Below are 25,279 nucleotides of genomic sequence, written 5' to 3'. Positions count from 1 at the left end.
CGTACAATTGCTTAGAACTTGCACAATGCTTGCTACACACCCCAATCCCCCCTATAATTCCCCCAATTTTTCTAATTCCATTTTCACAATGTCAAATAAAACCATTGCAAAAAATACGCTATTTCTCTACATCCGAATGCTTTTCAACATGGGAGCCATGCTGTATATCTCTCGTGTGGTATTACAGGTTTTGGGAGTAGAAGATTTTGGTATCTATAACATTGTGATGGGGGTCGTGGTCTTATTTTCCTTTTTTAATGGCACAATGACCGCCACTACTCAGCGTTTTATTAACGTAGAAAAAGCCTCGAATGACATTCAACGTGTCAATAAAGTCTTTAATATTAGTATCTTAAATCACCTACTCATTATTTTTATCGTATTCGTGTTAGCTGAAACCGTAGGTTTATGGTTTTTAAATCACAAATTGGTGATCCCCGCTGAACGCTTGCAAGCCGCAAATATCGTTTACCAATTAGCATTAATTATTGCCCTTGTTGAAATCATCAAGGTGCCATTTAATGCCATGATTGTTGCACATGAGAAAATGGGATTCTATGCTTGGTTGGGATTAGGTGAAACCATTTTAAAGCTAACTTCTGTCTTTATCTTAAGCCACATCACACATTACGATAAGTTGATTACTTATGGCTGCTTATTGCTTTCAGTCAGTTTAATCGTGCTCTCTCTTTATGTGTTATTCACTAAATATTATTTCAAAGAGGCTGCGCGTTTCCGCTTATATAAAGATTTAAGCAAAACCAAAGAAATGGTGAGTTTTTCCGGTTGGATGCTCATGGGACAAGTTGCTTATGTAGGTTCGACCCAAGGCTTGAATATGGTGTCTAACTTATTCTTTGGTGTGGCAGTCAATGCCGCTGTTGCGATTGCAACACAAGTAGAAGGTGCCGTTTACAGCTTTGTAAATAATTTCCAAATGGCGGCTAATCCGCAGTTAGTCCAATCTTATGCGGCAAAAGATTATGATCGCAATCGCCAATTAATTCTTGGTATTTCAAAATATTCACTTTATTTAATGGCGATTCTCTCTGCGCCTGTATTGTATTTCACCCATACCTTACTGACATTCTGGCTAGGCGATCATCTTCCGCAATATACTGAACAACTTGTACAAGCTATTATTGCTTGCTTATTGATCAGTGCGATGGCAGGGGCATTTTGGATGAGTGCATTAGCGATTGGCACATCTACCGTAAAACAATACAATATCATCGTAGCATTAATCGATCTTTGTACGGTGCCATTAGCTTATTATTTGTTCACACTAGGTTACAATCCAGTATTTGCCTTTGTGGGTAAATTTAGTACGATGGTCATCTCACAAATCTATCGATTATATTTTATTAATAAAAAAATTAAATTTAACCACAAAGAATTTGTCTCATATTTAATGAATGTTGGCGTAGTATTTGGCCTGCTATTAGGTATCATCTATATATCCGATACTACTCGCAGTTATTCTTTATTGGAATTTATTGGACAATCTTTCATCTTAGAAATGGTATTAATCTGTGTCATTTTAATCTTCGGATTAAACACAGCAGAAAAAAATTTCTTGTTTAGCTATTTAAAGAAAAGAGTAAAAAAATGAATCAACTCCTTATTGATTTAAAAAACAAACTGAATCCTATTGTCGAACTGATCAAAGATAAAAACGACGTATTTTATTTTGACTACCCGCTTCATTTGAACGTGGGCGATTTACTGATTTATCACGGAACCGAACAATTTTTTAAAGATCACCACATTAATGTGACCTTAAAACGCTGTGAATACGATTTAGATCTTGAAGAAGTCAAAGCAAAAATTACACCAAACACCACCATCCTTTTACATGGTGGCGGTAACTTTGGTGATCTTTATCCGCAGCATCAAAAAATCCGTGAAGAAATGGTGACGCATTTTCCGAATAATCGCATTATTGTGTTGCCACAAACCGCTTATTTTAAGCACGAAGAAAATCTACAAAAATCAGCCGCACTTTTCCGTAACCACGGTGATTGCCATTTACTGGCTCGTGACGAAAGAACAGCGAATTTATTTGCACAATTTTCTGATCATGTTTATTTATCACCGGATATGGCGCATCAGCTTTATGGCACGATGGAAACTAAGCAAGGCACAACGGGTGAACAACTTTATTTCTTGCGTAAAGATATTGAAGCAAGTGATGTAGAGAAAAATATCCTAGCGCAACTGCCCGCCAACAGCAATGTAAAAGACTGGGAAGACATTCTTTCAACCGAAGATGATGTGGTTTTAGCATTAAGTTGGCGAATGAGTAAAATGGCCAATAAATTTGGTTTAAGTTGGCTAAAAGATCTCTGCCATCAATTCTGGTATGCCTATACTCAGCGCATTGTAAAACGTGTTGCGCAAGTATTCTTATCGAACGACAAAGTGACCACAACTCGCTTACATGGTCATATTTTCTCTTGCTTGTTAGAAATTCCAAATCGTGTTTGCGATAACTCTTATGGCAAAAATAGTAGCTATGCAAAATTATGGACAAAAGAGCTAGATTTCGTTGAATTGGATAAATAATGTTTGAATTGAAAAAACTCATTACCGCTATGATTCTCCCCCCATTTAATATTTTAATTTTATGGGGACTTTCACTTATTCTAGCTAAATTCAATTTTAAAAAATTAAGCCGAATTTCGACCGCACTTGGTTTCTCACTACTCTATCTTTTAAGTATTCCTTACACTGCACAAGTACTTAAAGACAGTCTCATTACTGAAGATCATTTAACACTGCAAGATTATCAACAAGCTCAAGCGATCGTTTTACTGGGTGGTGGTTTACGTGATAGCAAAGAGCTTTATGCGCCATTAGCCTCAACGGGTATTCAACTTGAACGCTTACGTTATGCTGCTTTCTTACAAAAAGAAACGAACTTGCCATTATTAATTACAGGGGCAAGTCCAACAGGCGCTATTGAGGCAAAAATCGCCGCAGAAGAACTTCAAAACTTCTTTAATGTGCCAACAAAATGGATTGAACCTAAAGCACTTACTACTAAAGAAAATGCGCTTTTCACCAAACAGATATTGGAAAAAGAAGGTATTCATAAAATTATTTTAGTCACCAATGAATGGCATATGCAACGTGCAAAATTATTATTCCAACAACAAGGCTTTGATGTGTTACCTGCAAGTGTAGGTGAAGGCATTACGCCCGACAGTTACGGACTCAATATGATGCATTTTATTCCGCAAGGTGGCGCAATTACTAAAAATATGCAATTACTCAAAGAGTGGATTGGATATTGGAAAGAGCGCTAAAGTGCGGTCAAAAGATTACAAATTAGATAATGTTAAGAGGAAGAAAACATGAGTCAAATTACACGCGAACAAATGCTTCAAGTATTCGAAAATCGCTGTTCCACACGTTATTACGATCCGAATAAAAAAATTAGCCAAGAAGATTTTGCGGCAATTTTAGAATTTGCTCGTTTATCACCAAGCTCAGTCGGTTCTGAGCCGTGGAAGTTCTTAGTTATTCAAAATAAAGCATTACGCGATAAACTCAAACCTTTTAGCTGGGGCATGCAATATCAATTAGATGATTGCAGTCATTTAGTGATCATTCTTGCTAAGAAAAATGCTCGATATGATACGCCTTTCTTCCGTGATGTTGCGGTGCGTAGAGGTTTACAAGGCGAGCAATTAGAAAAAGCCTTGGAAAAATATAAAGGCTTACAAGAAGTTGAAATGAAAACTGCAGAAAGCGAGCGTGCATTATTTGACTGGACAAGCAAACAAACCTACATTGCATTAGCGAATATGCTAACTGGTGCTGCCGCTATTGGCGTAGATTCTTGCCCTATTGAAGGCTTTAACTACGATAAAATGAATGAAGTTTTAGCCGCTGAAGGTCTCTTTGATCCAAGTGAATGGGGCGTATCCGTGGCAGCAACATTTGGTTATCGTGCGAGAGACATTACCAAAAAATCTCGTCGACCAATTGAAGAAATCGTCACTTGGGTTGAATAATCCATTTTCAAATAAATGGGCAGCAAACGCTGCCCTTTTCTTTATCCACCAAATAAGGCTGCGCCACCTGTTACAGCCCCCATCGTGCCATATAACAAGCTTAGTGCAAAAAAGATCATCATTGCACCCGCAATACATTTGATCATGGCTTCGCCTTTTTGATTAGAACCCGCTAAACCATACCAATGGCCTAAGCGAGTCGCGACATTTCTCGCATAGCGTACTAACGCTGCAAAAAGCGAAAGCATTAATCCTGTCCCCAAAGACATGGCAAAAGTAGCTAAAATTCCCCACCAATAAAGATCCAGCATATAGGCGAGAAAAAGCACAAAAATTGCGCCACTACACGGTCGCATACCAATAGTTAAAATCACTAAGAGTTGAGATTTTAAATCACTCGATTGCTTAAGCTGTTGATCATTGGGTAGATGTTGATGCCCACAACTACATTGCGCTTGGCTTGCTTTTCCTTGTTCATATCGAAATGGCGAAGCTGCTCCAATCTGTTTCGGTAATGATTGAATAGATGTGATACGAAAAGATTGTTTTTTCTTTAAACCTTTCAAACCTTGAGCAATCCAATAAAGTCCTAACAACAATAATAAAATGAGTGCGCTACGCTCCAGCCATAACTGACTAAGTTTAAAATATTTAGAAGAAAGATTAAGTATCACTACCACAATGGAGGTTGCCGCAACTGCGACAAAACCTTGCATGAGAGAGGAAAGCAAACTTAAGCGTACGCTGGTTTTAAGCTGGCTTTCGTGAGTAGAAAGATAACCAGCGATAATAAATTTCCCATGCCCAGGTCCTAATGCATGTAATACACCATAAGAAAAGGCGGCAAAAATCAACCACAATCCTGCTGTAGATGAATGTGCTTGAATTTGGCGTAGATTTTCAGAAATCAGCTGATTAAAGGCTTTTTGCCAATCGGCTACTTGCACAAAAAGCCAAGGTAGCAAGGCGAAAATAATCGCTAATAAGCCGATAAAGAGTGCGGTCAATTTTAACTTCATTTTTTTATTCACATTTAATTTTTACTTTCTGCGCAAACAATACACCAAGAGAATCATCCTCATTTTTTTGCGATTTATCCAATGATGAAGCGTAGGATTTAATTTTTTCATCCACATTAGGTTCAAGCACTTCCCCTTTGCAGTTTGCAGGAAGTGCTGAAAAATCAACCGCTCTTTTACCTATTTCAGCATAACGCATTGCCACATAATAGGTGCTGTCATAAGTCATTAGCGTAAATTCATTATTTTGCAAAGTCTGTGGCTGAGCTAAAAGAAAATCAAAATAATACTCCACCTCATTTCCTTTAACACGCATGCCATAATTTTCAGGCTGTTTTTTATATTTAATTTTGTGATTTTCTTTATCAAAGACATAACTAAAGTAATGCTCATTCACGACATTCGTCATCACTTCATCAATGAGTTTTTGTTTAGCCGCTTTATCGCCTTTTGCCTGCATCACATCATACAATACGGCTGAAGAGCTGGCTTCATCCAGTAACCATTGAGTCGAAAAACCAATTAATTGATTATCTTTCACTAACGGTTTGGTTTGCATATCAATAAAGGCGTGAGGATGAGCAAGAACCGAAAAAGGAGAAATCAGCGATAATCCTAGGAGTAATTTTTTAAACATAAATAAGAATAAAGTGGGCTAAATAATTGAATAGACAGATTTTATCACAAGCAGTTCCTAATCAAAATCGAATAAAAATCGATCTAAACGTAAAAAATCCTGTGATTTTCTTGATTTGTATCAACAAATTCTTCATTCGTATTTCCCTTATAACTGAAATTTATGTACTATTTGTCTCGTCAAGTGATTGCTTGATATTCATAAAGTTCCTAAATAAAATAATCATAAATATAGCTAAACTACTTTCCTACCACCCTATATGGGTGGTTTTTTTTGCCTTTCAAATAGCTTATTCCCTAAACATCAAGTAAAATAGCCGCACTTTTATTTATAACATCGAGAAAATTATGTCAACGCAATTTGTATATACGATGCACCGTGTCGGCAAAGTGGTGCCACCGAAGCGTCATATTTTGAAAGATATTTCTTTAAGCTTCTTCCCTGGTGCAAAAATCGGGGTTCTGGGCTTAAATGGTGCGGGTAAATCAACCCTCTTACGCATTATGGCGGGCGTGGATAAAGAGTTCGAAGGTGAAGCTCGTCCACAACCAGGTATTAAGATTGGTTATCTTCCACAAGAACCAAAACTTGATCCGCAACAAACTGTACGTGAAGCGGTAGAAGAAGCGGTTTCTGAAGTAAAAAATGCACTGACTCGTTTAGATGAAGTCTATGCACTTTATGCTGATCCTGATGCGGATTTCGATAAACTAGCGGCTGAACAAGCGAACCTTGAAGCCATTATTCAAGCACATGATGGGCATAATTTAGATAACCAATTAGAACGTGCAGCAGATGCATTACGTTTACCAGATTGGGATGCAAAAATTGAGCATTTATCAGGGGGCGAACGTCGTCGTGTCGCACTTTGTCGCTTATTACTCGAAAAACCAGACATGCTCTTATTAGACGAACCAACCAACCACTTAGATGCAGAATCTGTAGCATGGTTAGAGCGTTTCTTACATGACTACGAAGGTACCGTTGTGGCGATTACCCACGACCGTTACTTCTTAGATAACGTTGCGGGTTGGATCTTAGAGCTTGACCGTGGTGAAGGTATTCCTTGGGAAGGCAACTACTCTTCTTGGTTAGAGCAAAAAGAGAAACGTTTAGAACAAGAACAAGCAACTGAAAATGCGCGTCAAAAATCAATTGCGAAAGAGTTAGAATGGGTTCGTCAAAATCCTAAAGGTCGCCAAGCGAAAAGCAAAGCACGTATGGCGCGCTTTGATGAATTAAACTCTGGCGAATATCAAAAACGTAACGAGACAAACGAACTCTTTATTCCACCTGGTCCACGTTTAGGTGATAAAGTGATCGAAGTGCAAAACCTCACCAAATCTTACGGTGATCGCACTTTAATCGACGATTTATCATTCAGCATTCCAAAAGGGGCTATCGTGGGTATTATCGGAGCGAATGGTGCAGGTAAATCTACCCTATTCCGTATACTTTCAGGTCAAGAACAACCAGATAGCGGCTCAATTACAATGGGTGAAACTGTGGTACTTGCCTCTGTCGATCAGTTCCGTGACTCAATGGATGATAAGAAAACCGTATGGGAAGAAGTGTCTAAGGGACAAGATATTCTCACTATTGGTAACTTTGAAATTCCAAGCCGTGCGTATGTTGGACGCTTCAACTTCAAAGGCGTAGATCAACAAAAACGTGTGGGCGAATTATCGGGTGGTGAACGTGGTCGTTTACACTTGGCTAAACTTCTACAACGTGGTGGTAACGTACTGTTATTGGACGAACCGACCAATGACTTAGATGTTGAAACCTTACGTGCGTTAGAAAATGCGATCTTAGAATTCCCTGGTTGTGCAATGGTGATTTCCCATGACCGTTGGTTCTTAGACCGTATTGCGACTCATATTTTAGATTACGGTGATGAAGGTAAAGTAACATTCTACGAAGGTAACTTCTCAGACTACGAAGAGTGGAAAAAGAAAACCTTAGGTGAAGCCGCAACACAACCACATCGTATTAAATATAAGCGTATTGCAAAATAAGAAATTAAAGTGCGGTCACTTTTGACCGCATTTAAATATCCTCAAGGAAAATATATGAAAAAATTATTTTTGATTTCTGCCTCTATTCTTAGCTTAACTGCTTGTGTTTCGACCGAATTATCAAATCAAAATCAGCCTTATGACGCCTCAAAAGATGCTCGTATTCGATTATACGGGCAGAATGGTAGACCTTCTTATTTAACTGTAAATATTGATGGTAAAAAGGAAAAAGTTACTATTGGTGGCGGATTAGGACAAGCATTTAGTTCAATGGTTGGAGCAAAAAGCAACGAAAGTATAGGTATGCCAGCAACAGAATTAAGCAAAGATCCTTCTGCTCATTCAAAATTTTTATCTGGTATATTTTTCAAAGAATTTGTTATCCCTGCTAATAGTGAAGTAACTGTTCAAAATGAAATTATTCCATTAGATCATTCGCATACTCACTATACAACTACTGAAAAAATTACAACTATAATAAAAGGAAAAAGCTGTAAAGGTAACATGATTAGTTTTATTCCTGAGGCTGGTAAAAATTATGAAGTTGCGCCAATAAGTTCTGATAGAGAATGTGGTGTTAGTCTTTATGAAATTAAATAAAATATAAAAATACGGTATCTCTACCACATTTTTATTCAGGAGTGACTATGTTAGTTTATTTGCACATTGTTTGTGCATTTTTAAGTTTAGGATTATTAATTATCCGTGGGGGAATGCAATTAAGTGGGAAAGATTGGCGAGCGATTAAGCTGCTAAAAATTTTACCGCACTTAGTTGACACACTTTTAATCGCGAGTGGCTTAACGATTTTTTTCTTGGTCGGTTATCAGTTACAAAGCTGGCTCATCATGAAAATTATCATGCTTGTGCTTTATATTTTCTTCTCGGCTAAATATTTTAGTCGCAAAGCTACAAATCCAAATAATGTATTTCTGGCATTTGCTGTATTAAGTTTCTTGGGCGCAATTTTCTTTGCTTACCAACCAGACTTCATGGAAAGTTAATCATAAAAAAATCCATCTTCAATTGAAGATGGATTTTTTATTTTATCTTAGCCACCCGCTAATTTTACTTTAAACCCTTTTTGTTCTAAAAGTTGTTTTAGTAAATCACGTTTTTCGCCTTGAATCTCAATATTGCCGTCTTTAACTGAACCACCACAACCACACCGCTTTTTAAGTTCAGCCGCTAACTTTTTCAATTCATCATCTGATAAATCTAGCCCTGTAATCACTGAAACGCCTGCGCCTTTTCGACCACTGGTTTGTTTTTGTATGCGAACCACACCATCACCTTTAGGGCGTTGTACTGGTTGCTTTTGCTCTTTAATTCTACCTACTTCGGTAGAATAAACTAAAGTACTCTCTGTCATATTACGAAAGTGATGAATTAATTGAACGAAGCACTTCTGCTGGATTGTCAGCTTGCGTAATTGGGCGACCAATCACCAAATAATCAGAACCAGAACGAATAGCCGCAGTAGGAGTCATAACGCGACGTTGATCACCAAAATCACTTCCAATTGGGCGAATCCCCGGTGTGACTAATTTAAAATCAGGACCACAAGCATTACGTAAAATCTCCACTTCTTGTGGTGAACAAACGACGCCATCTAATCCCGCTCGCTGGGTTAAATGTGCAAGACGTAAAACATGCTCAAGTGGTGAAGAGTTAATACCGATTTGTAATAAATCCAAATCTTCCATACTGGTCAATACGGTTACTGCGATTAATAAAGGCGCATCTTTTCCATAAGGCTCGAGAATTTTCTTCGCCTCTTCCATCATTTTCAGACCACCGCTAGCATGGACATCAACCATCCATACCCCTAAATCAGCCGCCGAACGCACAGCTCTTGCCACAGTATTAGGAATATCATGAAATTTAAGATCGAGGAAAACATCAAATTGACGCTCGTGTAATTGCTTAACGAAATTCGTTCCCAGCGTGGTAAACATTTCTTTACCCACTTTTAAGCGGCATAAGCTTGGATCAATTTGATCCACGAGGGATAGCGCTTGTGCTTCCGTTTCGTAATCCAATGCAACGATTACTTTGCTATTCATAATTTTACCTCACTGTGTCAATTAATTATGTTCTGGTTTGATGGATTCCCACTGTTTGCAAGAAGGACAATTCCACATTAATTTATGGGTCTGATAACCGCAATTTGAGCAACGGTAACCAAAGCCTTGCTTAATTCTCTCACCGACCATTTTATGTAGCAAAATTAAGCTTTCTTTACCTCGCCCTTCCTCTGCATCATCAATTTGGAATTGAATAAAACGGTGGAAAATAGATGTACTCGGATGTTTTGTTAACTGCTGATAAAGTTTTGATTGTGCAGCACTCTTACCATCTTTCTCTTCAATCACGCTTGCCAACATTAAATCAACTTTAGTATTGTTAACCTGCTGACTGGCTCGAATTAGAAATAACTCAAAGTTATCTCTCTCTCCTAATTCATCATAACAATATTTGAGCGTTTTCAGCACTTCACCAATATAAATTGGGTTTTGATTAAGAATATTCTCTAAAAAATGAATAGCTTGACGATAGTTTTTATTAGCCATTTCTAAATCAGCAAGCAGCATTGATGCTCTCACACTGGTTGGAGATACATTCAGCGCTTTTTGTAAAATACTACGTTTTTCGACCGCACTTTCAAGTTCACCGCTTAAGGCATATTCACAATAACATTGTGCTAATTCCACATTATTTTCTTTAGGTGAGATCTTGGCAAGCTTCTCTGCGATATTAACCGCTTTTTTCCATTCTTTTGTTTTTTGATAAATCACCAAAAGCTGTTGCAGTGCATTTTCAGCAAACTCTGGTTCATCCACCATAATGATGTAAAGCGCTTCAGCGCGGTCATAAAAACCGACGGTCATGAAATCTTTGGCAAGTTGCTGTTTAGCTAATAATTTTTGTTCGAAAGAATAATTGGGACTACGATCGAGGGCTTGATGAATGCGTAAAGCACGATCCACTTCGCCTCGAGAACGGAAAAGATTACCGAGCGTTAACTCAGCTTCAAACTGTGAGTCGCTTTCAATTTCATTTTCTGTTTCTTGTTTTTGTAACATATCAAGAAACAAATCAACGGCTTTATCCGTTTGATTAGAAAGCAAAAAATTGACTCCCGTGACATAATCACGGGAGAGTTTATTACTAATATCTTCCTGATCTTTCTTGGCACTCCGATGCCCCATATACCAACCATAAGCGGCGGCTATTGGCAGAAGCAGAAAGAGTAATTCAAGCATTATACTGCCTTATCGCGAGTAGTCGTTAATTCGTTAATTTGTAATGTTTGACGTTTAACTTGACGCGCTAACGACATATTTTTGAATTTTAATTTTAAGTAGAAGAATCCAGTAATTAACCAACCTAAAATTAATCCAAAACCAAATAAAATCGCGACTAGCGTTGAAAGTTTGAATTGGCTTTCAGCAACAATGTAGTTAAAGGTGATTACTTGATCATTATTCGCCCCTATAGTTACCGCAACGATTACGATAGCTAGCACAATAATGAGTCCAAGAATATATTTAATCATCACAATCTCCTTGTTAAGAATAGTTTCATTATGCCAAAATTTGTAATAAAAAACGACACCTAAGTGTCGTTTTATTGATATCAATTGCATGTTTAAGCAAAAATATTTACGCGATCTTTTAATTCTTTACCTGCTTTAAAGTGCGGCACAGATTTAGCATCTAATTTTACAGAATCACCGGTTTTAGGATTACGGCCCACTCGCGGTTGACGATGGTGTAAAGAGAAGCTACCAAAACCACGTACTTCAATACGATTCCCCTCTTCTAAAGATTGTGCAATAAGTTCAAGAATATCCTTTACAATACCTTCTACTTCTTTTGCGGATAAAGTTGGGTGCTTTGTTGATAGATTTTCAATTAGTTCAGATTTAGTCATCGTCAACTCTCCTTTAAATTTATACTTAAACTTGTTATTAAGACTTACAGGTAATGCATTAGTTCATAATAAATTACCGCTAAATCCTTGTTAATTATAGCTGGTAGTAATAAGGCTGAGTCAATGACCCAGCCTTATTCATGTGAATTAATTATTCACCTTTAGCTGCTTTGAAAGCTTCAGCCATTGCATTTGGAATAGCAACATCTTCTTGTTTGGTATTCACGTTTGCAACTGCAGCTGCTTCTTCAGCTTGATCTTTCGCTTTTACAGATAAGTGAACGATACGTGCTTTACGATCAACACCTGTGTATTTCGCTTCAACTACATCGCCTGCTGCAACTTCGTTTGTTAAGTCTGCTGCACGGATATAACCTTCAACGCCACCTGCTAATTCAACTTTAGCACCTTTAGCGTCAGCTTCAACAACAGTTGCAGAAATTACAGCACCTTTTTTGTTGATCGCTACGAAGTTGTTGAATGGATCATCTTCAAGTTGTTTGATACCTAAAGAAATACGTTCTTTCACTGCATCTACTGCTAATACTACTGCAGAAACTTCGTCACCTTTTTTGTAGTTACGAACTGCTTCTTCACCTGCAACATTCCAAGAAATGTCAGATAAGTGAACTAAACCGTCGATTCCACCTTCAAGACCGATAAAGATACCGAAATCAGTGATTGATTTAATTTTACCAGTAACTTTGTCACCTTTGTTGTGAGTTTCAGCGAATTGAGTCCATGGGTTAGGTTTGCATTGTTTTAAACCTAAAGAAATACGACGACGTTCTTCGTCAACTTCTAACACCATTACTTCAACTGTATCGCCAAGGCTTACAACTTTAGATGGGTGGATGTTTTTGTTAGTCCAATCCATTTCAGAAACGTGAACTAAACCTTCAACACCATCTAAGATTTCAACGAAACAGCCGTAGTCTGTTAAGTTAGTTACTTTACCAGTTAATTTGCTGTTTACTGGGTGATTTTCAGCAATAGCAACCCAAGGATCTTGACCTAATTGTTTTAAGCCTAAAGATACGCGAGTACGATCTTTGTCAAATTTTAATACTTTAACAGTTACTTCGTCGCCTACATTCACGATTTCGCTTGGGTGTTTAACACGTTTCCAAGCCATATCAGTGATGTGTAATAAACCGTCAACGCCACCTAAATCTACGAATGCACCGTAGTCAGTTAAGTTTTTAACGATACCTTTAACTTCTGAACCTTCAGCTAGGTTCTCAAGGATTTGTTCACGTTCTTGGCTGTTTTCAGATTCGATCACTGCACGACGAGAAACAACAACGTTGTTACGTTTTTGATCTAATTTGATTACTTTGAATTCTAATTCTTTACCAAGTAGGTGATCAGCTTCACGTGCTGGACGTGTATCAACTAATGAGCCTGGTAAGAATGCACGAACACCGTTTAACTCAACTGTGAAACCGCCTTTCACTTTGCCGTTGATTAAACCGATAACGGTCGCTTTTTCTTCGTAAGCTTTTTCTAATTCAATCCAAGATTCGTGACGAACAGCTTTCTCACGAGAAAGTTTAGTTTCGCCGTAACCATCTTCAACTGCATCTAAAGCTACGTTTACTGTGTCGCCAACTTTAACTTCAAGTTCACCTTGAGCGTTTTGGAATTCAGCAACAGGAATTGCAGATTCAGATTTTAAGCCTGCATCAACAAGTACAAAGCCTTTTTGAATAGCAACAACAGTACCGCTAACGATTGAACCTTGACGGGTTTCAAGGCCTTTTAATGATTCTTCAAAGAGTTGAGCAAAAGATTCTGACATATAAATAATCTTCTTAATTTAAGTTAATAACATCCACATTAAGATCCATAAAATGCGGGGTTGAGGATAAATGTCTATTCTTCCTTGAATAAACAGTTAAATCGAAATTGACGCTTTTTCTTGAATATAAACAAACGCTTGAGCAATGACTTCATCAATACTCAATGTTGTACTATCCAACAATAAAGCATCATCAGCCGGTTTCAATGGCGCAACCTCGCGATTTCTATCGCGAAAATCACGTTCTTGTATCTCGGCTAAAATCTGTGCAAAGTTACCATTAATTCCCTTATTTTGCAACTGTTTATAGCGTCTTTTTGCACGTTCTTCTGCACTCGCGTCTAAAAACAGTTTAACTTGTGCATTTGGGAAAACTACCGTCCCCATATCTCGCCCATCCGCAATCAGGCCATCATTTTTACCAAAATCCTGTTGAAGTTGCAGTAAAGCTGACCGCACTTTAGGAAAAACGGCCACTTTTGACGCAGCTTCCGCCACTTCTTGCGTACGGATTAAATGACTCACATCCATCCCACCAAGAAGCACATTTACTTCACCATTTTTCGGAATGAACTGAATATCTAAATGACGGGCTAACTCCGCTAATCCTTCTTCATCGGTTAAATCTGCATGACGTTTCAACGCAGCTAATGCCGTCACGCGATAAATGGCACCACTATCTAATAAGGTAAAACCTAACTTCTCTGCTAATGCATAGCAAAGTGTTCCCTTTCCTGCCCCACTTGGGCCATCAACGGTGATAATCATACCCATAAATTACCTCTTATAATCTATCTATCATGCCCAACACTAATGCAGAGGATTGTTTTGCTGCAAGTGGGAGAAATTCTTCAAATGACATACTCGCTTCGCCATCGCCTGCATCAGAAATAGCTCGAACAACCACAAATGGTACGTTAAAGGCATGACAAACTTGTGCAATTGCTGTTGCTTCCATTTCTACCGCTCTCACATTAGGGAAATCAGCTTTAATTTGAGCAATTTTTTCTTCGCTATTAATAAAGCTATCTCCCGAGCAAATTAAACCACGTTTTACATTTTGTCCTTGTGACTGTGCAATTTCATCGGCTAAATCGGCTAATTGTTGATCAGAAAGGAAAGCTGCTGGATTTGCGGGTAACTGACCTTTTTCATAGCCAAATGCCGTCACATCAGCATCGTGATAGCGGGTTTCATCGGAAATAACGATATCTCCTACCTTTAAGCCTTTTGCCACACCTCCTGCTGAGCCGGTATTTAAAACCACATCCGGTTTAGCCAATTGTAATAAAGCGGTAGTGCCAATAGCCGCGGCGACTTTACCAATCCCAGATTGCAATAATGCGACTTCTTTACCATTAATTTTGCCTTCAAAAATAACCGCGCTTGCCACTTTTGTTTCTCTTTTATCTGTCATTAATTGGGATAAAATTTCCACTTCTTGTGCCATTGCACCAACAATCCCGATTTTCATTATTTTTTCCTTTCTTGTTCGAGTTTATTCACTAAGAAATCTAATACTGCTACGCCATAATCATCGTTATACAGCGTACTCGCGGTGAGAACATATTTTCCGCCCACAACCACATAAGGGAAAGTAAAGACACCATATTCTTCTGTCAAATAAATGGCGTTACTCACATCCTCTTTCACTTCTTTGGAATGGACGACTTTATTAAATTCAGCTTTACTAATCCCTTGTGAGACAACCCATTCACGCATCTTATCTAATGTGGATAATTCGGTATAGCGCGCCTTTTCAGAGGTTTCAAATAACAGCACATCTGACAGCTCGTCCACTTTTAAACGCTGTAATGTATAGAATATTGTCGCTGAAAATTTAGCTTCATTTGTGGCGACTGGATGCTCTTCTAATGCGACTTTATTCGGACGAATTTGGCTATAAAGTTGCAAAATATCTTGAGCAGAAGAACAAACTCGGCAGTCATAATCAAAGAAAAATTGGATAGGGATTTTACGATCGTTTCTTTTGGCTTGTTCAATGGGTTCTTGGTATGAAAAATAATCTCGACCATCTTCAAACTGTGTCACATTCGCTGGTGGTAAGTGCGGTGAATTTTTGGCAGAAAAATCCTTTGCATTGACTTCACCAAATGCGACATTTGTCACACTCAGCAATATCATTGCAAAGGGTCCTTTCAATAATTTATTCTGCCAAACTTTTTTCATAAATTAACCAATTGGTTCAATATAATCGACTAATAATTGGAGGTTTCGATTTCCACGAAACTCATTAATTTCTAACTTATAAGCAAATTTTGCCTGCTTAATCGACAAATCGGGATAATACCGAGTATCAATATTAAACGCAATGGCATCTAATAATGGACCACCATTTTTAGGCTCAACAAGCATTTTTAAATGATTTTGATTTTGCCCGATAGTTCGTTGCTCAAAAATTTTAAATTCACCATCAAAAACAGGCTCAGGAAAAGCTTGTCCCCAAGGTCCGCCAGATTTTATCACTTCTGCCGTTTCAATACTAAATTCATTTGCTTGAAGTTCGCCATCCGTCCAAATCACACCTTGTAATTGATCTTCATTTAACCAATCTTGCACCGTTTGATTAAAAATCTTTTGAAAATCAGGGAAAAAGCTTTCTTTAATGCTTAATCCTGCCGCCATAGCATGGCCACCAAATTTTAAAATCATATCCGGATGTTGAGAATGAATACGCTCTAATACATCGCGCATATGCAATCCTTCAATTGAACGCGCAGAGCCTTTTAAAATACCTTCTTGATCTTGCGCAAAAGCAATGACTGGTCGATGGTATTGATCTTTGATTCGAGAAGCCACAATACCTAATACACCTTGATGCCAATCTGGCTGGAATAAGGCGATCCCCATCGGTAATTCATCAGAAAGTGCGGTGAGATTTCGGCAAATTTCTAAGGCTTCTAACTTCATGCCTTGCTCAATTTCTTTTCGAGCCTGATTTAAACTGTCCAAATCTAAGGCTTGGGCTCTTGCCTCTTGCATGCTTTCTGCAAGTAATAACTCCACACCGACAGACATATTATCTAATCGACCAGCTGCATTTAAACGTGGGGCAATCGCAAAGCCCAAATCAGCCGAGCAAAGTTTTTCGACTTCTCGATTAGCTACTTCAGCGAGAGCAATAATTCCTGGTCGACAACGTTTCGCACGAATTCTCATCAACCCTTGATGGGCTAAAATACGGTTATTTTGATCAAGGGGAACGACATCCGCAATTGTGCCGAGCGCGACTAAATCCAGTAATTCAGTAAAATTAGGCTGTGTTTCAGCCGTAAAAATGCCCAACTCGCGAAATTTGGCACGTAAAGCGAGCATTAAATAGAATGCTACGCCTACGCCGGCTAAACATTTTGAAGGGAAATCACATTGTTGCAAATTTGGATTAACAATGGCATCAGCATTCGGCAGTATTTCTGGTGGCAAGTGATGATCGGTAATCAACACCTTCACACCCTGCTCTTTTAAATACGCCACACCCTCAAAAGACGATACCCCGTTATCCACCGTCATCAATAACTGCACGCCTTTTTCCATTGCCATCTTAGCAACAGGTACACTCAAACCATAGCCTTGCTCAAAACGATTTGGCACTAGGTATTCCACATCAGTAAAGCCCAGCATACACAAAGCTAATACTGAAAGCGCCGTACTGGTTGCCCCATCTGCATCAAAATCACCGACGATAACAATCTTTTGTTGCTGTTGATAAGCAGCAACCAATAAATCTACGGCGTGTTGAATACCGTGTAATTGATTGGGATTCAGCATTGATTGCAAAGTGCGGTCTAATTCTTGGCTATTTTTAATATGGCGAGAACGATAGAGACGATCGAGTAATGCATTATCTGAAACAGAATTTCCGGCAGGAATTTCACGACGTTTGATGAGTTTTTTCACGGTATTTTGTTATTTAAAATTATCATCCAAAGAAATTACAATATGCACTTTGATGATATAAATATTTAAAGGGCGTATACAATACGCCCTCACTACTAAAAATTATTGTGCTGATTCCTTCAAAGCAGCTAATAAATCTTTGGGTTTTAAATATCCCCCAATCAATTCACCTGTTGAAGTCACAATACTTGGTGTACCTTGCACACCGAGTTGTACACCTAAATCATAGTGTCTTTTCACAATGTTAGGTGTTTTTAATTCTTTCGGTAAGTTACCTTTTTCTGCTTCGTTCAATGCAAATACAGGATCTTTCGATGTCCAAATTGCTTCCATTTGGCGAGCGGTTTCATTCATTCCAGCACGCGGGAATGCAAGATAACGAACAGTAATACCTAAATCATTATATTCTTTCACTTGTTGATGAAGGATATGGCAATAATGACAAGTAATATCCATAAATACGGTCACAACATATTTTTCATTTTTTGCAGGATAAACGATCATTTCGCTTTTTAATGCATTCACTTTATCCGCTAAAAGTTTACCCGCTACATCAACTGGACCTTTATTTGTTAATTCATACATTTTGCCTTGCAAAACATATTGACCATTTTCGCTCACATATAAAATACCTTGATCAGTCACAGCTGTTTTAAGGCCTTTTACCGGTGAATCTTTCACATCAATATTTTTCGCACCTAATGCCTGTAACTTCGATTTAATCTCAGCATCACTCGCCATTGCAGTGGCAGAAGCAGTGATTAAAAGTGCGGTGAGTAATTTCTTCATATTTCTTTGTTCCTAAATTTATGAAAATAAGCGCAAATTATAAAGTAATTGAGAATTTATGCAAAATTGTTATTCCTAAAAAATAACCAACTAAAAACCTCAATTAAATAGTTGACGAAATTACTACATTTTTTTACAATGCGCAACGTACCCATGTAGGGGTACAAATTTTATTTTATTCAAAAGAGGTTATCTCAATGAAAAATTTATTAAAAATGACAGCTATCGCAGCATTAACTTTCACTTCTATCAGTGCATTTGCTGCATCTCAACAAGCTGAAGAAGTGAAAAAGTTTCAAGCGTGGGAAGAAATAGCGAGTAAAAAACTTGAAGCTCGTTTTGATGCAATTTCTGTTGCATCTGCAAATAGCAATGCGACCGAAACTGAAGCGGCTGTTGCAGCATTTGATAAACAAGCAGCAGAAAATGTGGCAGAATTAGAAGCCTTGGGAATTAAAAGTGAAGAAGTTTCACCACTTGTTTCTATGTATAAAGAATACGTAGATGCTGAAAAAGAAGTGGCCAAACTAATTTTGTCTCAAGTAAAATCACCATCTCTTGACAATGCTGGTAAAGTTCCTGAAGCTGTCGCAAAAGCAAACCAAAAGGATGATGCAATTGACAAATTAGCAGATCAATTAGAAGAAAAATTCCCTGCTGAAGAATAATTTTATTCTTTTTAATCATACTTAAACCTTATTTATTTCTGAAATAAATAAGGTTTTTTGTTTCTCTATAATCTACCCAACCCTAAGCATATCCTTTATAATTCCATCTCCAATTTAGCTTAAAAACTCATTTAGTCATTATGTTTGAAATCAATCCAATCAAAAACAAAATCGCTGATCTTTCCGAGCGCACTTCTGTGCTTCGGGGGTATCTTTGACTTCGACGCAAAAGTTGAGCGTTTAGAAGAAGTTAATGCCGAATTAGAACAACCCGATGTGTGGAACGAACCTGAAAAAGCCCAAGCGCTTGGGAAAGAACGCGTTTCACTTGAACAAGTGGTTGATACCATCAAGAGTTTAGAACAAGGTTTAGAAGATGTTGAAGGACTGCTTGAGTTAGCTATTGAAGCGGAAGATGAAGAGACCTTCAATGAGGCCGTTGCTGAATTAGATGAGCTTGAACAACAACTTGCAAAACTCGAATTCCGACGCATGTTTAGCGGTGAACATGATGCATGCGATTGTTATGTCGATTTACAAGCAGGTTCTGGTGGAACAGAAGCGCAAGACTGGACGGAAATGTTACTTCGCATGTACCTTCGCTGGGCAGAAAGCAAAGGCTTTAAAACTGAATTAATGGAAGTATCCGATGGTGATGTGGCGGGTTTAAAATCAGCGACAATTCGTGTCAGTGGTGAATATGCTTTCGGTTGGTTACGTACGGAAACCGGTATTCATCGTTTAGTGCGCAAAAGCCCATTTGACTCCAATAACCGTCGCCATACATCATTTGCAGCGGCTTTCGTTTATCCTGAAATTGATGACGATATTGATATTGAAATCAATCCAGCTGATTTACGTATTGATGTTTACCGTGCATCCGGTGCGGGTGGTCAGCACGTCAATAAAACCGAAAGTGCGGTGCGAATTACTCACATGCCAAGTGGGATTGTCGTGCAATGTCAAAACGATCGTTCTCAGCACAAAAATAAAGATCAAGCCATGAAGCAGTTAAAAGCGAAATTGTATGAGCTTGAGTTACAAAAGAAAAATGCAGACAAACAAGCGATGGAAGATAATAAATCTGATATCGGTTGGGGCAGCCAAATTCGTTCTTATGTGTTAGATGATGCGCGTATCAAGGATCTCCGTACAGGCGTTGAAAATCGTAATACGCAAGCCGTGCTAGATGGCGATCTTGATCGCTTTATTGAAGCAAGCTTGAAAGCGGGACTTTAATCATCTCTTTTATACAAAAAAAGTGCGCTCAATTTTAACCGCACTTTTTTATTACACTTCTTCTTTTTCCTTCACTTTCGTCTTGCCAAGTACCGTATCTTTCATCACCGTGAGCAATTCTTTTTGAACATGAGAAAGCTTTGGCTTTTCTGCTTTATCAAATGCCAATGGACGACAAAACTCCATAGCCTTAATGCCCAATCGAGCTGTCAATAATCCCACGCCGATCCCCTGTGCAGCTCGTGCAGAAAGTTTTGCGGTAATATCTTGCGAAAGCCAATCCATCCCTAAATCTTGCACGATTTCAGTCGCACCGGCAAAAGCAAGATTCACCAATACCATTCTGAGCAAACGAAGACGGGTAAAATACCCAAGCTCAATCCCATAAATTGCTGCAATTTTATTGATTAAACGAATATTTCGCCACGCAATAAAAAACATATCAATAACGGCCAAAGGACTAATTGCCACAATCACAGCGGATTCTGCTGCCATTTTTGTAATCAGTTTTTTCGCTTTGTTATCAAAAGACTGTAACACAGTCTTACTAAATAAATGGGTGACTTCACGAGCAGAATAACTTTCATTCAGCTGTTTTTCCCATTGGACAATTGAGGGATGTTGCGAATCCAATTTTAAGGTATCGGCAATCGATAAACACAAGGCTTTCCCTTTTTCGCTATCCTGTTCAGAAAAAACTTGATGATTTTTAACCGCACTTTCACCTATTAATCGCTGACTTTGTTCTTGTAAATTCAAGCGTTTTTTAAGCTTCACCAAACGTCGCCATTCTGCGATAATTTCAGATAAACCAAACAACACAACGACAAAACTCACCAAGGCAAAAGCAAGATAAATCCATTGTTGGTTTTGATAACTGTCCAAAATCCATTGAACAGATTGCGCAACCGTCGCCCCTAAAAATAAAAGTGCGGTCAATTTCAAAGCCGTTTTCCAACCACTCGATTTAGGCTTCACGATTTGCTCAAATTGCTCGTCCAACAACTCCCCTTCTAAAGGTTCATTATCGATGGTTGTTTCAACATTATAAAATTCCTGCTTAGGCAGAATTTCTTCCTCTTCTGGTTGTTGAGATTGTGTGAAAATTTGTTTTGTCATTATTCTTTCCAATAAAAATAGAAATGGTATTTTACTTCGAATTTCTTTAGCAAATCTTAAATGGCTGAAATAAAAAAGCAATATTGACTAGAAAATAAAATGAGCTACTATAGTCATGTCCACAATTAGTTTATCTAATGTGTTAAGTTTTAACTGTTAACTAACTAGAAGGATCTTTTCATGAAGAAACTTATCGCCACTGCGGTGCTCTCCGCATGTTCTATGGCTTACGCCAATACCGACATTCCAAACTACAATACCGATTCTCATCTGTATGAATTCACTCAAACTTATGATTTAGTTGCGCCAAAAGGTTCGCAAGGACAAGCGAATCTGTGGGTGCCTTTACCATTTAATGGTGAGTATCAACAGGTAAAATCTATCCATTTTGAAGGTAACTATTTGGATGCCTATGTAACGGAAAACAACAAATATGGTGCGAAAACGCTCTTTGCGACTTGGGATAAAGATGCACAAAAACGCGATTTAAAAATCACAATGGTGATTGAAACCAAAGATCGTGAACCTATGGTTAAAGGTGCATTAGAAAATTACAAGCCACCAAAAGATGTTCACTATTCTGTTGATGTACAAGAATATTTAAAACCAACTCAACATATTAAAACTGATGGTATCGTGAAACATTTCGCCGATAAGATTGTAGGCACTGAAACCAATCCATTGAAAAAAGCTGAGTTGATTCACCAATGGATCGTCAACAATATGGAACGTGACAATTCTGTTCTAGGCTGTGGTGATGGCGATGTAGAAAAAATTCTAACCACTGGTGTGTTAAAAGGTAAATGTACCGATATTAACTCTGTTTTCGTTGCTCTTGCTCGTGCCAGCGGTATTCCTGCTCGTGAAATTTTCGGTATTCGTTTAGGTGCAGCGGATAAAATGGGCAAATATTCCAAAGGTGCATTCGGTAGTGCGGACGAACATGGCGTAGCAAACGTAAGTGGTGGTCAGCATTGTCGTGCTGAGTTCTATCTTGCGGGATTCGGCTGGGTGCCTGTTGATTCTGCAGACGTGGCAAAAATGCGTTTAGCGGAGAAAAAATCGGTTGATGATCAGGATACACAAGCCGTTGCCAAATACTTATTCGGTAACTGGGAAGCAAACTGGGTAGGATTTAATCATGCGCGTGACTTCGATTTATATCCACAGCCAGAACTTGCCCCACTCAACAACTTTGGCTATCCGTATGCCGAAGTCGGTGGTGACCCGCTAAATTCCTTTGATCCGAAAGAATTTAAATATGACTACATCTCTAAAAAGCTCTAATAAATCTTTTTGGGTTGCGATTGCCACCGCGCTAAGTGCTGCGGTGGCATCAACCTTGTGCTGTATTGCGCCTTTAATCTATTTAGTATTTGGCGTATCATCCACATGGTTGATTGGCTTGGGTGAATATGATTATTTACGCATTCCGATGCTTATCGTTTCATTATGCGCCTTTGCCTACGGCTTTTGGTTGCTGATGTTTTCCAAAAAAATCATTTGCAGCAAATACATTTCCCGTAAAAAGCTCATTGTTTTGTATTGGATTGTATTTATTGTCATGCTCTTTTTCTTAACTTATCCAACCATTTTACCGTGGATTTTAGAGCTTTCTAATTAGGAACAAAAAATGAAGAAATTAACGACCGCACTTTTGCTTTCATTATTCACTTTCTCTATCGCTCAGGCAGAAGAAACAAAGCAAGTTATGTTAAAAGTGAATGAAATGAACTGCCAGCTTTGTGCTTATTTGGTGAATAAAGAATTACGTAATATTGATGGCGTGATTTCCACTAAAGCCTCCATTAAAGATAGAACTGTGACTGTTGTAGAAGATCCAAAAGTTTCTGATGAGCAATTGATTAATGCGATTCACAAACTGGAATATACGGCGGAAGTGGTTAAGTAACCTGATAAAAAATAAAAGTGCGGTCAAAATTGACCGCACTTTTTTATCTTTCGATAATCGAATTATTTAATCACGCCACATGCCATACGTGGGCCGCCACCGCCAAGTGGAGCTGGATGATCTGAGTGGTTATCACCGCCCGCGTGAATCATAATAGAATGACCACGAACTTCATCTAATTTTTTAAGACGTGGCGCTAAAACAGGGTTAGTTGCTGTACCATCATGTAATACAGTTAAAGCCGGTAAGTCACCTAAGTGAGCATCATCTTGCCATGGGTAACCGTGTTGTTTTGCGCCTTTAGGATCCCAGTGACCGCCAGCCGCTAAACCTGCTGTTAATTTACCGTCTTTTTCTTTTGGATCACAGCTTGGATTTTCATGAATGTGGAAACCATGTAAACCTTCAGCTAAACCTTGTAGATTTGGTGTAAACACTAAACCATAATTTGATTCAGTAATAGTTACAGTCCCTACATCCTTGTTACCATTTGCAGGATCTAATTGTTGTACTTTTACTTCGATTGAAGGACCTGCTGGTTTTGCCATATGGTCATGTGCATTTGCCACGCCAGCAGCACAAATTCCGCTGATTGCTAATGCTAAGAGAGTTTTCATTTTCATTATAAGCTCCTTTACTTTAGAAAGACTCAAATTAATTCTACCTAAATACCAATAAAAAAATAGTGGTTTATATTAAATATTTGACAATTAAATTGATTTGACTTTTCTATCAATCAAACCTATCCGCCAATAAAAACTGTAAAACTGCATCCATTCTTAAATGCGGAATGCTTTCACCTTGTTGTAAAACTTGAGGTTCAAAGGAATCAAAATCAAAAGATTGTTTTGACCAGAACTCTGCACTAGGTAGTTTACTTGGTACAGACCCCGGATAAAGCGTAATAAGTTGCTTATCTACAGAACGCACTCCTTGAATAGCTTTGATTTGTTTACCGTTTTGATTAACTAAAACTTGTTTTGTCGCTCGAATCGCAGCAATTGCCGTGTATTCTGTATCAATCCCTTCAAATTCAACATGACGACCGCCCTCTTGCACCAATTGGCGCATCAGACTAATTAAGTTTTGAATTTGATCTGTTGTGATATGATCGGCTTTTGTTGCCACAAACATGAGCTTATCAATATTCGGGGAAAACAAACGATTAAGTAAATTGCGCTTCCCATAATGGAAATTTTTGAAAAGCTGATTAAGCCCTGTTTGCATATCGATAAAAGCTTGTTGGCTATGATTTAGTGGTGTTAAGCAATCGGCTAAAATCACTTGGCGATCAAAAGTAGAAAAATAATTTTCATAAAAGCCTTTCACCACCTTATTACGATAATAATCATATCGCTTATTCAACACGGCAAAATAGCTATTGGATTTCGCCTCTCTTTTCAGTTTTGACCATTGTTCTTCCGACAAATGCAATAAGGGGAAAAATTGTAATACAGGTGCGCCTTCTAATTCCCCAGGCAAGACAAATCGGCCAGGTTGAATAAATTGCATTCCTTCTGCTTTGCAGGCAAGCAAATAATCGGTATAAGATTTTGCAATCTGCGCTAAAACATCTTCATTGACGACCGCACTTAGGTCGAGCTTTTTCAGTTTATCCAACCAATCTTGAGCAAACTGCTGGCGAATACCTGATGTAATTTTGGCTTGTTCAAATGACCATTGTTGAAAATCTAAATTCAGCAAAGGTAAATCTAATAGCCATTCACCAGGATAATCAAAAATATCCAAATATAATGTGCCACGTTCTTTAAAATGGCGAAGTAAGCCCGATTGGCGTTCAAAACGAATAGCAAGGCGTGTTTCACTTACGCCTCGAGTAGATTGGCACCACTGTGGTGGATTATTCATTAAATCATTGAGATTCGCTTCATAATCAAAACGTGGAATACTTAAATCCTGCTGAGGAACACGTTTTACCGCTAAAATAGATTGATTTCGAGCAGCCTCAAATAAAGGAAGATGAGCATTTCCCTCTTGATTAATATGTAACAATTGATTAATCAAACTCGTAATAAAAGCCGTTTTACCGCTTCGACTTAGCCCTGTCACAGCCAGACGCAAAGTGCGGTCAAATCCACGATTGATTATTTGATTAATTTCCCGATTAATTGATTTAAACATATCCTAAAAATCCAATAACTAGCCATTTTTGCCAAGATATTTTACAATTCACTCAATTTATC

At 38.2% G+C, this 25,279-nt stretch carries 28 protein-coding genes; 12 read left to right on the top strand and 16 right to left on the bottom strand.

All coding sequences use genetic code 11. The features are described from left to right. Positions 1-88 precede the first annotated feature (88 nt). From INQ00_RS06965 to INQ00_RS06950, 4 genes are read left to right on the top strand one after another with little or no spacing between them, the layout of a single operon-like run. Positions 89-1,612 carry a lipopolysaccharide biosynthesis protein gene (locus INQ00_RS06965; RefSeq protein WP_197546603.1) on the top strand — a complete coding sequence of 508 codons (1,524 nt, stop codon included), beginning with the start codon at positions 89-91 and terminating at the stop codon, positions 1,610-1,612. Then, a complete protein-coding gene (locus tag INQ00_RS06960; protein ID WP_197546602.1) occupies positions 1,609-2,565 on the top strand; it encodes a polysaccharide pyruvyl transferase family protein in 957 nt (318 codons plus the stop codon). The genes INQ00_RS06965 and INQ00_RS06960 overlap by 4 nt, the downstream gene beginning before the upstream one ends. Further along, the gene (locus INQ00_RS06955) at positions 2,565-3,308 is read left to right on the top strand and encodes a YdcF family protein (protein ID WP_197546601.1); all 744 of its coding nucleotides are present in this window, start codon (positions 2,565-2,567) and stop codon (positions 3,306-3,308) included. The genes INQ00_RS06960 and INQ00_RS06955 overlap by 1 nt, the downstream gene beginning before the upstream one ends. 48 nt (positions 3,309-3,356) lie before the next feature. After that, positions 3,357-4,019: an NAD(P)H-dependent oxidoreductase gene (locus INQ00_RS06950; RefSeq protein WP_054419333.1), complete on the top strand. Its 663-nt coding sequence runs from the start codon at positions 3,357-3,359 to the stop codon at positions 4,017-4,019. Between the two features lie 41 nt (positions 4,020-4,060). Here INQ00_RS06950 and zevB read toward each other — a convergent pair whose 3' ends face one another. Both zevB and zevA read right to left on the bottom strand, forming a co-directional pair. Further along, complete coding sequence (zevB, locus tag INQ00_RS06945) at positions 4,061-5,038, bottom strand: zinc transporter permease subunit ZevB (RefSeq protein WP_197546600.1); 978 nt, start codon at positions 5,036-5,038, stop codon at positions 4,061-4,063. Positions 5,039-5,042: 4 nt separating this feature from the next. Beyond that, positions 5,043-5,675, bottom strand: a complete 633-nt coding sequence (zevA, locus tag INQ00_RS06940; protein WP_054419329.1) for a zinc transporter binding subunit ZevA — start codon at positions 5,673-5,675, stop codon at positions 5,043-5,045. Between the two features lie 347 nt (positions 5,676-6,022). Here zevA and ettA point away from each other — a divergent pair, with 347 nt between their 5' ends. Genes ettA through INQ00_RS06925 form a run of 3 tightly spaced genes read left to right on the top strand, consistent with a single transcriptional unit; the run spans position 6,023 to position 8,697 of the window. Continuing rightward, complete coding sequence (gene ettA / locus INQ00_RS06935) at positions 6,023-7,693, top strand: energy-dependent translational throttle protein EttA (RefSeq protein ID WP_197546599.1); 1,671 nt, start codon at positions 6,023-6,025, stop codon at positions 7,691-7,693. 54 nt (positions 7,694-7,747) lie between these two features. Beyond that, positions 7,748-8,293: a hypothetical protein gene (locus INQ00_RS06930; protein ID WP_014065252.1), complete on the top strand. Its 546-nt coding sequence runs from the start codon at positions 7,748-7,750 to the stop codon at positions 8,291-8,293. A 47-nt stretch (positions 8,294-8,340) separates the two neighbouring features. Next, positions 8,341-8,697 (top strand): SirB2 family protein, encoded by a 357-nt coding sequence (locus INQ00_RS06925; RefSeq protein ID WP_049369029.1) that lies wholly within the window; start codon positions 8,341-8,343, stop codon positions 8,695-8,697. 47 nt (positions 8,698-8,744) lie between these two features. Here the strand turns inward: INQ00_RS06925 and yciH are convergent, their stop codons facing one another. The 11 genes from yciH to dsbC all read right to left on the bottom strand — a co-directional run bounded on the left by yciH (position 8,745) and on the right by dsbC (position 18,137). Then, on the bottom strand, positions 8,745-9,065 hold the full coding sequence (yciH, locus tag INQ00_RS06920; protein WP_049367529.1) for a stress response translation initiation inhibitor YciH: 321 nt from the start codon (positions 9,063-9,065) through the stop codon (positions 8,745-8,747). A gap of 1 nt (position 9,066) precedes the next feature. After that, on the bottom strand, positions 9,067-9,759 hold the full coding sequence (gene pyrF / locus INQ00_RS06915; RefSeq protein WP_049369027.1) for an orotidine-5'-phosphate decarboxylase: 693 nt from the start codon (positions 9,757-9,759) through the stop codon (positions 9,067-9,069). 21 nt (positions 9,760-9,780) lie between these two features. Beyond that, positions 9,781-10,959, bottom strand: a complete 1,179-nt coding sequence (gene lapB / locus INQ00_RS06910; protein WP_197546598.1) for a lipopolysaccharide assembly protein LapB — start codon at positions 10,957-10,959, stop codon at positions 9,781-9,783. Beyond that, a complete protein-coding gene (locus INQ00_RS06905; RefSeq protein WP_197546597.1) occupies positions 10,959-11,252 on the bottom strand; it encodes a LapA family protein in 294 nt (97 codons plus the stop codon). The genes lapB and INQ00_RS06905 overlap by 1 nt, the downstream gene beginning before the upstream one ends. 92 nt (positions 11,253-11,344) lie before the next feature. Further along, positions 11,345-11,635, bottom strand: a complete 291-nt coding sequence (locus INQ00_RS06900; protein ID WP_482012281.1) for an integration host factor subunit beta — start codon at positions 11,633-11,635, stop codon at positions 11,345-11,347. Between the two features lie 145 nt (positions 11,636-11,780). After that, entirely contained in the window at positions 11,781-13,430 is a 1,650-nt protein-coding gene (gene rpsA, locus INQ00_RS06895) for a 30S ribosomal protein S1 (RefSeq protein WP_054419321.1), read from the bottom strand. A 96-nt stretch (positions 13,431-13,526) separates the two neighbouring features. Continuing rightward, positions 13,527-14,204, bottom strand: a complete 678-nt coding sequence (gene cmk, locus INQ00_RS06890; RefSeq protein ID WP_197546595.1) for a (d)CMP kinase — start codon at positions 14,202-14,204, stop codon at positions 13,527-13,529. A gap of 10 nt (positions 14,205-14,214) precedes the next feature. After that, positions 14,215-14,904, bottom strand: a complete 690-nt coding sequence (locus INQ00_RS06885) for a 5'-methylthioadenosine/adenosylhomocysteine nucleosidase (RefSeq protein ID WP_197546594.1) — start codon at positions 14,902-14,904, stop codon at positions 14,215-14,217. Continuing rightward, complete coding sequence (locus INQ00_RS06880; RefSeq protein WP_232086597.1) at positions 14,904-15,575, bottom strand: thiol:disulfide interchange protein DsbA/DsbL; 672 nt, start codon at positions 15,573-15,575, stop codon at positions 14,904-14,906. The genes INQ00_RS06885 and INQ00_RS06880 overlap by 1 nt, the downstream gene beginning before the upstream one ends. 48 nt (positions 15,576-15,623) lie before the next feature. Next, a complete protein-coding gene (gene recJ, locus INQ00_RS06875; RefSeq protein ID WP_197546592.1) occupies positions 15,624-17,348 on the bottom strand; it encodes a single-stranded-DNA-specific exonuclease RecJ in 1,725 nt (574 codons plus the stop codon). Positions 17,349-17,450: 102 nt separating this feature from the next. Further along, positions 17,451-18,137, bottom strand: coding sequence for a bifunctional protein-disulfide isomerase/oxidoreductase DsbC (dsbC, locus tag INQ00_RS06870; protein ID WP_197546591.1), 687 nt, complete (start codon positions 18,135-18,137; stop codon positions 17,451-17,453). Positions 18,138-18,334: 197 nt separating this feature from the next. Here dsbC and INQ00_RS06865 point away from each other — a divergent pair, with 197 nt between their 5' ends. Together INQ00_RS06865 and prfB are read left to right on the top strand one after the other, a co-directional pair. Beyond that, positions 18,335-18,805 carry a PM1805 family lipoprotein gene (locus tag INQ00_RS06865; protein WP_197546590.1) on the top strand — a complete coding sequence of 157 codons (471 nt, stop codon included), beginning with the start codon at positions 18,335-18,337 and terminating at the stop codon, positions 18,803-18,805. Between the two features lie 140 nt (positions 18,806-18,945). Continuing rightward, a protein-coding gene (gene prfB, locus INQ00_RS06860) for a peptide chain release factor 2 (RefSeq protein WP_197541950.1) occupies positions 18,946-20,044 on the top strand; the annotation gives its coding sequence in 2 pieces (ribosomal slippage) (positions 18,946-19,020 and positions 19,022-20,044; 1,098 coding nt in all). A gap of 51 nt (positions 20,045-20,095) precedes the next feature. Here the strand turns inward: prfB and INQ00_RS06855 are convergent. Further along, positions 20,096-21,163 (bottom strand): TIGR01620 family protein, encoded by a 1,068-nt coding sequence (locus INQ00_RS06855; RefSeq protein ID WP_197546589.1) that lies wholly within the window; start codon positions 21,161-21,163, stop codon positions 20,096-20,098. 180 nt (positions 21,164-21,343) lie between these two features. On the opposite strand from INQ00_RS06855, the gene INQ00_RS06850 reads away from it, so the two are divergent. The 3 genes from INQ00_RS06850 to INQ00_RS06840 are packed head-to-tail and all read left to right on the top strand — an operon-like array spanning position 21,344 to position 23,075. Then, a complete protein-coding gene (locus tag INQ00_RS06850) occupies positions 21,344-22,450 on the top strand; it encodes a transglutaminase-like domain-containing protein (protein WP_197546588.1) in 1,107 nt (368 codons plus the stop codon). After that, positions 22,425-22,787: a mercuric transporter MerT family protein gene (locus INQ00_RS06845; protein WP_005695901.1), complete on the top strand. Its 363-nt coding sequence runs from the start codon at positions 22,425-22,427 to the stop codon at positions 22,785-22,787. Before INQ00_RS06850 ends, INQ00_RS06845 begins: the two co-directional genes overlap by 26 nt. A gap of 9 nt (positions 22,788-22,796) precedes the next feature. Continuing rightward, positions 22,797-23,075, top strand: a complete 279-nt coding sequence (locus INQ00_RS06840; protein ID WP_065243712.1) for a heavy-metal-associated domain-containing protein — start codon at positions 22,797-22,799, stop codon at positions 23,073-23,075. 62 nt (positions 23,076-23,137) lie between these two features. On the opposite strand, the gene sodC is transcribed toward INQ00_RS06840, so the two are convergent. Both sodC and INQ00_RS06830 read right to left on the bottom strand, forming a co-directional pair. After that, on the bottom strand, positions 23,138-23,698 hold the full coding sequence (gene sodC, locus INQ00_RS06835) for a superoxide dismutase family protein (RefSeq protein WP_005695896.1): 561 nt from the start codon (positions 23,696-23,698) through the stop codon (positions 23,138-23,140). A 109-nt stretch (positions 23,699-23,807) separates the two neighbouring features. Beyond that, entirely contained in the window at positions 23,808-25,217 is a 1,410-nt protein-coding gene (locus tag INQ00_RS06830) for a YcjX family GTP-binding protein (protein ID WP_014065235.1), read from the bottom strand. Between the last annotated feature and the right edge of the window lie 62 nt (positions 25,218-25,279).

Source organism: Haemophilus parainfluenzae (genome assembly GCF_014931275.1).
GTDB lineage: Bacteria > Pseudomonadota > Gammaproteobacteria > Enterobacterales > Pasteurellaceae > Haemophilus_D.
This window is presented reverse-complemented; position numbering and strand designations above follow the sequence as displayed.

Coding starts and splice junctions, on each gene's coding strand:
- INQ00_RS06965 (WP_197546603.1), top strand. CDS start 89: ATGTCAAATAAAACCATTGCAAAAAATACGCTATTTCTCTACATCCGA.
- INQ00_RS06960 (WP_197546602.1), top strand. CDS start 1,609: ATGAATCAACTCCTTATTGATTTAAAAAACAAACTGAATCCTATTGTC.
- INQ00_RS06955 (WP_197546601.1), top strand. CDS start 2,565: ATGTTTGAATTGAAAAAACTCATTACCGCTATGATTCTCCCCCCATTT.
- INQ00_RS06950 (WP_054419333.1), top strand. CDS start 3,357: ATGAGTCAAATTACACGCGAACAAATGCTTCAAGTATTCGAAAATCGC.
- zevB (WP_197546600.1), bottom strand. CDS start 5,038: ATGAAGTTAAAATTGACCGCACTCTTTATCGGCTTATTAGCGATTATT.
- zevA (WP_054419329.1), bottom strand. CDS start 5,675: ATGTTTAAAAAATTACTCCTAGGATTATCGCTGATTTCTCCTTTTTCG.
- ettA (WP_197546599.1), top strand. CDS start 6,023: ATGTCAACGCAATTTGTATATACGATGCACCGTGTCGGCAAAGTGGTG.
- INQ00_RS06930 (WP_014065252.1), top strand. CDS start 7,748: ATGAAAAAATTATTTTTGATTTCTGCCTCTATTCTTAGCTTAACTGCT.
- INQ00_RS06925 (WP_049369029.1), top strand. CDS start 8,341: ATGTTAGTTTATTTGCACATTGTTTGTGCATTTTTAAGTTTAGGATTA.
- yciH (WP_049367529.1), bottom strand. CDS start 9,065: ATGACAGAGAGTACTTTAGTTTATTCTACCGAAGTAGGTAGAATTAAA.
- pyrF (WP_049369027.1), bottom strand. CDS start 9,759: ATGAATAGCAAAGTAATCGTTGCATTGGATTACGAAACGGAAGCACAA.
- lapB (WP_197546598.1), bottom strand. CDS start 10,959: ATGCTTGAATTACTCTTTCTGCTTCTGCCAATAGCCGCCGCTTATGGT.
- INQ00_RS06905 (WP_197546597.1), bottom strand. CDS start 11,252: ATGATTAAATATATTCTTGGACTCATTATTGTGCTAGCTATCGTAATC.
- rpsA (WP_054419321.1), bottom strand. CDS start 13,430: ATGTCAGAATCTTTTGCTCAACTCTTTGAAGAATCATTAAAAGGCCTT.
- cmk (WP_197546595.1), bottom strand. CDS start 14,204: ATGGGTATGATTATCACCGTTGATGGCCCAAGTGGGGCAGGAAAGGGA.
- INQ00_RS06885 (WP_197546594.1), bottom strand. CDS start 14,904: ATGAAAATCGGGATTGTTGGTGCAATGGCACAAGAAGTGGAAATTTTA.
- INQ00_RS06880 (WP_232086597.1), bottom strand. CDS start 15,575: ATGATATTGCTGAGTGTGACAAATGTCGCATTTGGTGAAGTCAATGCA.
- dsbC (WP_197546591.1), bottom strand. CDS start 18,137: ATGAAGAAATTACTCACCGCACTTTTAATCACTGCTTCTGCCACTGCA.
- INQ00_RS06865 (WP_197546590.1), top strand. CDS start 18,335: ATGAAAAATTTATTAAAAATGACAGCTATCGCAGCATTAACTTTCACT.
- INQ00_RS06855 (WP_197546589.1), bottom strand. CDS start 21,163: ATGACAAAACAAATTTTCACACAATCTCAACAACCAGAAGAGGAAGAA.
- INQ00_RS06850 (WP_197546588.1), top strand. CDS start 21,344: ATGAAGAAACTTATCGCCACTGCGGTGCTCTCCGCATGTTCTATGGCT.
- INQ00_RS06845 (WP_005695901.1), top strand. CDS start 22,425: ATGACTACATCTCTAAAAAGCTCTAATAAATCTTTTTGGGTTGCGATT.
- INQ00_RS06840 (WP_065243712.1), top strand. CDS start 22,797: ATGAAGAAATTAACGACCGCACTTTTGCTTTCATTATTCACTTTCTCT.
- sodC (WP_005695896.1), bottom strand. CDS start 23,698: ATGAAAATGAAAACTCTCTTAGCATTAGCAATCAGCGGAATTTGTGCT.
- INQ00_RS06830 (WP_014065235.1), bottom strand. CDS start 25,217: ATGTTTAAATCAATTAATCGGGAAATTAATCAAATAATCAATCGTGGA.